2 protein-coding genes are annotated in these 979 nt (G+C 67.3%); one reads left to right on the plus strand and one right to left on the minus strand.

Translation table 11 applies throughout. The annotated features are described in order from the left end of the window. A partial coding sequence (locus AC5RVV_RS17525) for an FAD-binding oxidoreductase (protein WP_494002630.1) occupies window positions 1-300 on the minus strand: 300 nt, incomplete at its 3' end. A gap of 96 nt (window positions 301-396) precedes the next feature. Between AC5RVV_RS17525 and AC5RVV_RS17530 the strand changes: the two genes are divergently transcribed. Next, window positions 397-979: AAA family ATPase (locus tag AC5RVV_RS17530; RefSeq protein WP_494002631.1), on the plus strand; the 583-nt coding region annotated here is incomplete at its 3' end.

Genomic DNA, 979 nt, shown 5'->3' on the forward strand with positions numbered 1-979 from the left:
TTCGCCCCTGGTCACCCCGGCTCCGACGGTCGCCGTGCGGGCCTCCGGGTCTCCTCGGTGGTCTTTTTGGGGCCGCACATCGACCACCAGGCCGTCGTCGTTCATGGACATGCCGGCCACGGAGTGGCCGCCGGAACGTACGGCGACGGGCAGTTTATGTTTCCGGGCGAGGCCCAGGGCCTGCCGCACGTCATCGGCCCCGGCGCATTGCGCGATCACCGCCGGCCTGCGGTCGATCATCGCATTGAAGAGGGCCCGGGCATCGTCATAGCCCGCATCATCCGGCCTGATCCAGTTCATGGCAGCAAGGTACGCCCGGCCCCGGCTACCCGCCAGAGTGCGGTCGGTCCGCCGGTCTGAAAAGATGGGGTGGGTCGACGCAAAGGACGGACACGGATGACGCAGGGAATCTACATCAGTGCGATGGCAGCGGGCTCGGGGAAGTCCCTGATCAGTTTGGGACTGGCGGACATGCTCCACCGGCACGCCGGCAGGATCGGCTATTTCCGGCCGGTCATTCCCGGCGACGATCCCGAGCAGGACCCGATGGTGCTGCTCATGCGCAGCACCTTCGACCTCGGCCCGGAGCGCAGCCGCGGCGGACTGAGCTCCCGGGAAGCCCGTGCCCAGCTGGCAGCCGGGCAGCGGGAGGAAATCGATTCCCGCTGCGTGCAGATCTTCGGTGAAATGTCCCAGGTCTGCGACGTCATCCTGGTCGAAGGTACGGATCTGAGCGGCCACGATGCCGCCGTCGAATTCGATCTCAACACCCGGCTGGCCAAGAACCTGGGGGCCACCATGCTGGTGGTGATCGGCGCCCAGTCCATGGACGTGCAGGAAACCGTGGACGCCGTGGAGGTCGCCCGCAAGGAGCATATTGCCGCCGGGGCCACCCTGCTGTCCATCATGGTCAACCGTGCGGCCCCAGAGGATCTGGAGGAGCTTGCCGGCAGCGTCCGTCCGGGCGTGCATGGCTGGC

It is taken from the genome of Arthrobacter sp. MDT2-34-1, assembly GCF_059091365.1.